This window comes from Streptomyces sp. NPDC001750 (assembly GCF_042892615.1).
Classification (GTDB): Bacteria; Actinomycetota; Actinomycetes; order Streptomycetales; family Streptomycetaceae; genus Streptomyces.
In genome coordinates, this window is record NZ_JBIAUE010000029.1 from 71,129 (window position 1) to 77,756 (window position 6,628).

The following is a 6,628-nucleotide window of genomic DNA, read 5'->3' on the forward strand; positions in this document are numbered from 1 at the left end:
ACGGAATCGGGAACGCGCGTATGCGGGCCGGGTTCAGAGCGGGGTGACGAGCCGCCCGGCGAGCGCTCCCCGGGTGTCGAGGACGGGGCGGCCACAGCGGCTCAACGCCTGGGGGTCGTAGCAGGAGTGGGGCTGCAGGAGGACGACGAGGTCGGCGGTGCCGAGCGCCTCCTCCAGGTCGGTGGACCGGGGCAGTGGGGCGTCGCCCACGTGGAAGTGCTCCACGTACGGGTCGTGGTAGCCGACCTGGACCCCGGTCTCCAGCAGTCGGGCCGCGATGGCCCTGGCAGGCGTCTCGCGGGTGTCGGCCACGTCCGGTTTGTAGGTGACGCCGAGGAGCAGCACTCTGGCTCCCTCGGCCTTGACGCCATGGGTGTCGAGCAGTTCGAGCACCCTCCCGGCGACATGTCCGGGCATGGCGTCGAGCACTTCCCGGGCGGCGGCGAGCAACCGGAAGGAGAAGCCCTGCCGCTCGGCCTCGACGGCGAGATAACGGGGATCGACAGGGATGCAGTGGCCGCCCACGCCCGGCCCGGGGGTGAAGCGGCCGAAACCGAAGGGTTTTGTCCCGGCGCAGTGCAGTACGTCCCAGACATCGATTCCGGCACGGTGGCAGTAGAGCGCCACCTCGTCGATCAGGGCGATATTGACATAACGGTAGGTATTTTCCAGAAGCTTGGCCATCTCGGCCTCGCGAACCCCTTTTGCGAGGACGAGGTTTCGAATGAAGGCAGAATAGAAAGCGACCGCGCGTCTCGCGCATTCAGGAGTGTATCCGCCGACGATTTTCGGCGTGTTCTCCACTCCCCATTCGAGATTTCCTGGGTCAATGCGCTGGGGGGAGTAGGCGAGATGGAAATCCTGACCCGCGACAAGTCCGCTCCCCCTTTCCAGCAGTGGCTTGACGATGCCTTCCGTGGTCCCCGGATGGCTGGTGGACTCCAGAACCACGAGGGTTCCGGGAGAGAGGGCGCGGCCCACTTCCGCGGTGGCCTCCTCGATCGCCGAGAGGTCCGGCCCGCCGTCCGAGGTGAGTCCCGTGGGCACGCAGATGACCACCGTGCGCGCGCCGCTCAGGACGCCGGGGTCGGCCGTGGCGTGAAAGCCGCGCTCCAGCATCCCCGCGACCTCGTCGTCCGCCACGCCGCCGACATGTGAACGACCGGAGCCGAGACCGGACACGACTCGGCCGGAGACATCGAGTCCGACGGCCCGGATCCCGGCGGCGCAGGCGGCGCGGGCGAGCGGCAGCCCGACGTGCCCGAGCCCGACGACCACCAGCTCGGCGGGCCGGCCCCCCGGCCCCGGTAACGGCGTCTGCCGTGGCAGCCGGGCCGAGGAGGCCGCGGATGCGGCCTGTAGCGAGTCCCCCATCAGCCGGAGAAGCTGCCGCTGCCGGGCACGACATGGGCGCCGTGCCCCGGTTGCACCACCAGTCCGGGCGTCAGGCAGAGCGGGTCGCCATACACGGTCACCGGACGGTCGCTCCGGTTCACCAGCACATGGGAATCGACCGGGAGTTTGTGACAGCCCCGGGGATTTTCGTACACGGTCACCGGAGAGACCTCGGTGCGGAAAACTGCGACGTCACCACCGCTCGCGGGAGCGGCATGAGCCGCCGGTACGAATACGGAAAGCGCACCCGCGGTGGCGAGTACGGTTGCAATCCCGAAGCGATGCAATTTCCAACCTCCTGTAGCGGTGCGCACGAAGAGTTCGTGGACACTGGATATTTTGGGGCTCGCAGAAGGCTTTCACGGCCGCCGCAGGGGGATATGCACACGTATGGGTGACGGAATCTGACAGCGACATCGGGCGGGAACGGCAGCCGCTACGCTCCGCTCCTTTTTTGTCGTCCGGGCAGGCTTGTCGCCCGGGTGCTGGCCGAAGTGCGCCCGCCACTCTCGACAAGGAACCCCCGCATCCTTGAGGTCACCGACTGTCACTTGTGGTGACCCTGAAGAACACCTCCGAGGTCAAGCCCACGACGATCCACGCCGACACCCAGGGCCAGAGCTACCCGGTCTTCGCCATCGCCCACCTGCTCGGCATCGACCTGATGCCCCGCATCCGCAACTGGAAGGACCTGCTGTTCTTCCGCCCCTCGCGCACCGCCCAGTACGAGCACATCGACGCCCTGTTCGGCGAGGCCGGCCGCAACGTCATCGACTGGCGCCTGATCGAGACCCACTTCCGCGACCTGATGCGGGTCATCGTCTCCATCCGCGAGGGTGCCATCTCCTCCGTCCTGCTGCTGCGGCGCCTGCGCTCCGGCTCCCGGCGCAACGCCACCTACACCGTGTTCCGCGAGGTCGGCAAGGTGATCCGCACCGTCCAGCTGCTGCGCTACCTCTCGGACGCGCCGCTGCGGGCGAGGGATATCGCCGACGTCGTGCGCGAGCTCCAGGCCGAGGGCCGCCCCGTCGACCCCCTCGACCTCGCGCAGGTCTCCCCGTACCTGACCGAGCACATCAAGCGGTTCGGCGAGTACTCCACCCACGAACTCGGCATCACCCCCGACGACTACGACGCCCGCCCGCCTGGACGTCGACTTCAGCGTGCTCGGCGACGACGACAAGGCGGCAGCGGCATGACGGACGAACCGACAGGAAGGCCGGGCCGGCCCGCCGCGGCCACGCTCGCCGAGGCCAGCCCCGCACTCGCCGCGACCTGGCACCCAGAGCGCAACGGCTCGCTGACCCCCGGCCGGATCGCGGCCAAGGCGATGTTCGACGCGTGGTGGTGCTGCCCGGCCGACCACGAGTGGCAGGAGAAGGTCAGCGCCCGGGCGGCGATGGCCAAGTGGAAAAACGGCGATGCCGCCGCCTGCCGGCAGTGCACTGGCTTCCGCGTCCCGTAACGACCTCGTCCACGATTGGCAGCGGGGGAAGGAGCGGCGTCTGGGGCCTTCGAATCCAAGGCGGAGGAGGGAGTCGGATGGGGTCTCCCCTGCTCGAACGCAGCTGAGAGCTTGGGGAAGGAGCGTCGGGGACTGACGACAACGCCGGAGGCGGAGGTCCCAGACACCGCGATGCCGCTGCCAATCGTGGACGAGGTCGTAACACCTACGCCGCCGCGGCCCCGCCTCAGAGGGCGGGCACGATCATCGCCGTGAACGGGCGGGTGGCCGCGAGGCGCTCCTCCAGCAGTTCCCGGTACTGCTCGGACTCGTAGACGGCGCGGGCCTGTTCGACGTCGGCGAAACGCAGGACGACGGTGTGGGTGCCGCCGGCCGGCCGCCCGCCCTCGGACAGGTGGACGGTCCGGTCGGTGCTCGCGAGCAGTTCCCCCGCGTCCGGGCCCAGTAGGACGGGGGCGGCGGCCCGGCGGTAGGCGTCCAGGCGCTGAGGGTCGGTCACGTCGTAGTTCAGTATGAGCAGGGCGGGCATGGTCTCTCCTCGTCGATCCGCGCGAAGCAGGGCGAACAGGGCCCCGGACGCGCGGGATCGACGCGGCGCCCGGGCGGCCGCCACGGACGGCGACGGATCACCACCGGGCGGACCGTGATCCAGTATCCGCCCCCCGCGCCGGCCCGCCGGCCTCGCCCCCGTCAGCACGGCTGGCCGTCGCCGGAGTTCCCGTTCACGCGTCGGCGCCGGTTCCGCGAGGAGCGGCGCACCCGCTCGCCCGCGGCGAGGGTCACGGCCGCCACGGCATGGACCCATCGGGGCCCGCCGTGATCCGCCCACACCACGCACACGCACCCGCCGGCGGCGAGCCCCAGGACGCCGAGCAGCACCAGACCGATCACCGTTGCGCAAGGGCCAGAACCCGGGCCTGGCCAGCATCTACCGGGCACTCGCCGAGCACGAGAAGCGCCAGGCATACCCCGAAGCCGTCACCCAGGCCCACGCCGGGTTCGCCGCACTCCAGAACGACTGACCCTGGCCAGCCCCAAGGCTTCAAGATCGTCTCACTGCCCCTTTTGGGCTCACCTTGGCTGAACCCCTGAAACAACCGCCACTCCCGCTTTCGGCTCCGACGTGGACATCGCTGCGACAAGCTTGAGACGCTTCACAAAATCTATAGACCGGTCTATTCTTGAGTCATGGATGGAACCAAGGGAGCCAGGACCAGCTCGCGACTGGCGGAATCGATGCTGGAACTGATCCAGCGGCACGGCTACAGCGGCACGGGACTCAACACGGTGGTGGAGCACGCGGGCGCCCCGAAAGGGTCGCTCTACTTCCACTTCCCTCAGGGGAAGGAGGCCCTCGGAGAGAAGGCCGTCGAGCTGGCGGCCGCGCGATTTGGCTCTCTCGTCGCCGACTCGGCGCGAGGGTCGGCCACGCCGGGTGAGGTGGTACGCCGTGTGATCGACGAACTGGCCGAGATGCTCAACGACAGCGGCTTCCAGCTGGGATGCCCGGTCTCGGTGGTGACACTGGAGATGGGTGCGCAGAGCGAACGTCTGCGAGACGCCTGCGCCCATGCCTTCGAGTCATGGATCGCGCCGATAAGTGACCTGCTCAGTGCGCACGGCCGCCCTCGTCCCGTCGCCCGGGTCCTGGCGACAGCCGTGGTCAGCATGGTGGAAGGAGCGGTGATCGTCTCGCGTGCCCAGCGGTCCACCGAGCCGCTGCACTGCGCCGCCCAGGCGATCGCCGTGCTGCTGGAACAGAGCGCGGAGGCTTCGGCATGAGCCCGGAGAACCGGCATGCACTGGTGCTGGGTGCGAGCGGCTTCATCGGGCGCCACCTGGTACTCGCGCTCGGCCAGGCCGGCGTTCGAGTCAGCACGGCCAGCCGGAGCCATGAGTCCTACCAGCGGCTGACTCGGTGGCTGGCCGGGCGCGGGTACGACCAGGTCCCGACCGACCTCCGGGTCAACTTCGCCAAGGCGTCACTGATCGACGGCGAGTGCGACGACATCACCGAGATCTACAACTGCGCCGGCGCCTACCGGTTCGGCATGTCGGTGGATGAGGCGCGTCGCGCCAACGTTGACAGCGTCCGCGCGGTCGTCGCGTTCGCGGCGCGGCTGCCGAACCTGCGCCGCCTGGTTCAGGTCTCCGGATACCGCGTGGGCGGGCAGGACGCCGCCCCGTGGAGCGAGGAGTATCGACAGGAGACCTACCGGGCCCTGGGCGCCTACGAGGCGTCCAGGGCCGAGGCGGACGCCGTCTTCCAAGACCTGGCAGGGCAGTTGGGCGTTCCCTGGTCCATCGTCAACCCGGCCAGCGTAATCGGCGACAGCGCCACCGGGGAGTCCGACCAGTACCTCGGACTCGCCTCCAATGTGAAAGACCTCTGGCACGGCTCGCTTCCCGCGCTCCCGGGCAACGGGCACACGTTCGTCCCCGTGATCGCGGTCGATTACCTCGCCCGTTTCATGACGCTCCTTCCGATGGACGAGGCCAGCCACCGCACTGCGTACTGGACGCTGGACGACGGCACGCCCGCACTGCCCGACCTGCTCACGCTCATAGCGGAGCACTACGGGGTCAAGGCACCCAGGACACGGGTCCCGGTGTCCCTGCTCAAGCAGCTGCCCCAGTGGCTCACCAAGGCTGATCCGGAGACCCTGACGTTTTTGTCGACCGACCGCTACCCGACCGATTCGGCCCGTGCCTTCGCCGCCCGGCACGGGCTGGCCATGCCGGACACCGCCACGACGATCCGCCGCTGGGCCGACCACCTTGCAGCCCACCGCTTCGGCGACGCCCCCGCAGGTGACAGACGATTCACCCAGCTGGGCGGGATACGGACTTTCGAGCTCGGCAAGGCAGGCGCACCCACGGTGGTGCTGCCCGGTCTGCCGGTCAACGCCGACACCTGGGCGCCGGTCGTCACGGCGGTCGGGCACGCGCGCGCCGTCGACCTGCCGGGGCTGGGCATGAGCGCCGGACGCCGCGAGGACTGGCAGTCCTGGCTGACCGCGCTGGTCACCGAGACCGGTGCCCGTCACCTGGTGGGTCACTCCATCGGCGCCGCGGCCGCCGTCGACGCCGCGACCGCCCACCCCGATGCGGTGGATCAACTCACGCTGGTGTCACCGTTCTTCCTGCAGGGGCACCCGCCCCGCACCGCCAGGTGGCCGGCCCTGACCCGCTGGTACCTGAGGCGGACACCCCCCGAGGCGCTGGCCGAGCGGCTGACCGGCGCCACGGGCCACGCGGCCGCGCTCCGGTCGGCTGTCGCGGATCTTCGCCGCGGCACCGTTGGGGCCACCGCTGCCCGGCTTCTGGCCGCCACGGCGAACCCGCAGTGGCGTGCCGACCTCCAGGCCAAGCTGCAGCACTACCCAGGGCGTGTCCACATCGTCCTGGGCTCCAACGATCCGCTCACCGTTGAGGGACAGTCGCTGCTGGACACTCTCCCGCACGCCACCGTGACAGTGGTTGCCGGCGCGGGGCACCATCCTCAGCTGACGCACTCAGAAGTCGTCGCTCAGGCCATCGGTTCGCAGACCACCTTCCTGGGCTCGCACAGTGAACCCGGCGTCAGGGCGGCACGCGCACGAACGCGGTGACGAGGTGCTTGGCAGTCGAGGCAGTGCGACGAGCACGGCGGGTACGCCAGCTGGTCCGCCTCCTAGTACTGCAACGGTGCTTGCCGTGACTGATGGCCAGGTCATGGGCTGTGTCCGCGCCGTTTGTAGTGACTGATGCGGGCCTGGTGTTGTCGTC

At 69.5% G+C, this 6,628-nt stretch carries 8 protein-coding genes; 4 read left to right on the plus strand and 4 right to left on the minus strand.

Translation table 11 applies throughout. The features are described 5' to 3' along the window. Window positions 1-33 precede the first annotated feature (33 nt). The gene (locus ACFYY6_RS31975; protein ID WP_389196886.1) at window positions 34-1,374 is read right to left on the minus strand and encodes a nucleotide sugar dehydrogenase; all 1,341 of its coding nucleotides are present in this window, start codon (window positions 1,372-1,374) and stop codon (window positions 34-36) included. After that, entirely contained in the window at window positions 1,374-1,556 is a 183-nt protein-coding gene (locus ACFYY6_RS31980) for a hypothetical protein (RefSeq protein ID WP_360108503.1), read from the minus strand. Before ACFYY6_RS31980 ends, ACFYY6_RS31975 begins: the two co-directional genes overlap by 1 nt. A 395-nt stretch (window positions 1,557-1,951) precedes the next feature. Between ACFYY6_RS31980 and ACFYY6_RS31985 the strand changes: the two genes are divergently transcribed. Continuing rightward, window positions 1,952-2,860 carry a Tn3 family transposase gene (locus tag ACFYY6_RS31985; RefSeq protein WP_386609386.1) on the plus strand — a complete coding sequence of 303 codons (909 nt, stop codon included), beginning with the start codon at window positions 1,952-1,954 and terminating at the stop codon, window positions 2,858-2,860. 226 nt (window positions 2,861-3,086) lie between these two features. Here the strand turns inward: ACFYY6_RS31985 and ACFYY6_RS31990 are convergent, their stop codons facing one another. Both ACFYY6_RS31990 and ACFYY6_RS31995 read right to left on the minus strand, forming a co-directional pair. After that, on the minus strand, window positions 3,087-3,389 hold the full coding sequence (locus ACFYY6_RS31990; RefSeq protein WP_386609387.1) for a DUF1330 domain-containing protein: 303 nt from the start codon (window positions 3,387-3,389) through the stop codon (window positions 3,087-3,089). A 161-nt stretch (window positions 3,390-3,550) separates the two neighbouring features. Further along, window positions 3,551-3,751 (minus strand): hypothetical protein, encoded by a 201-nt coding sequence (locus ACFYY6_RS31995; protein ID WP_389196888.1) that lies wholly within the window; start codon window positions 3,749-3,751, stop codon window positions 3,551-3,553. Between the two features lie 2 nt (window positions 3,752-3,753). On the opposite strand from ACFYY6_RS31995, the gene ACFYY6_RS32000 reads away from it, so the two are divergent. The 3 genes from ACFYY6_RS32000 (at window position 3,754) to ACFYY6_RS32010 (ending at window position 6,471) form a co-directional block, all read left to right on the plus strand. Then, on the plus strand, window positions 3,754-3,882 hold the full coding sequence (locus ACFYY6_RS32000) for a hypothetical protein (RefSeq protein WP_389196890.1): 129 nt from the start codon (window positions 3,754-3,756) through the stop codon (window positions 3,880-3,882). A 166-nt stretch (window positions 3,883-4,048) separates the two neighbouring features. Further along, window positions 4,049-4,642 (plus strand): TetR/AcrR family transcriptional regulator, encoded by a 594-nt coding sequence (locus tag ACFYY6_RS32005; RefSeq protein WP_389196892.1) that lies wholly within the window; start codon window positions 4,049-4,051, stop codon window positions 4,640-4,642. After that, window positions 4,639-6,471 (plus strand): alpha/beta fold hydrolase, encoded by a 1,833-nt coding sequence (locus ACFYY6_RS32010; protein ID WP_389196894.1) that lies wholly within the window; start codon window positions 4,639-4,641, stop codon window positions 6,469-6,471. Before ACFYY6_RS32005 ends, ACFYY6_RS32010 begins: the two co-directional genes overlap by 4 nt. Window positions 6,472-6,628 lie beyond the last annotated feature (157 nt).

What these genes read in the sequence shown, in the direction of transcription:
- ACFYY6_RS32005 (WP_389196892.1), top strand. Translation starts at nt 4,049, where the DNA reads ATGGATGGAACCAAGGGAGCCAGGACCAGCTCGCGACTGGCGGAATCG.
- ACFYY6_RS31975 (WP_389196886.1), bottom strand. Translation starts at nt 1,374, where the DNA reads ATGGGGGACTCGCTACAGGCCGCATCCGCGGCCTCCTCGGCCCGGCTG.
- ACFYY6_RS32010 (WP_389196894.1), top strand. Translation starts at nt 4,639, where the DNA reads ATGAGCCCGGAGAACCGGCATGCACTGGTGCTGGGTGCGAGCGGCTTC.
- ACFYY6_RS31990 (WP_386609387.1), bottom strand. Translation starts at nt 3,389, where the DNA reads ATGCCCGCCCTGCTCATACTGAACTACGACGTGACCGACCCTCAGCGC.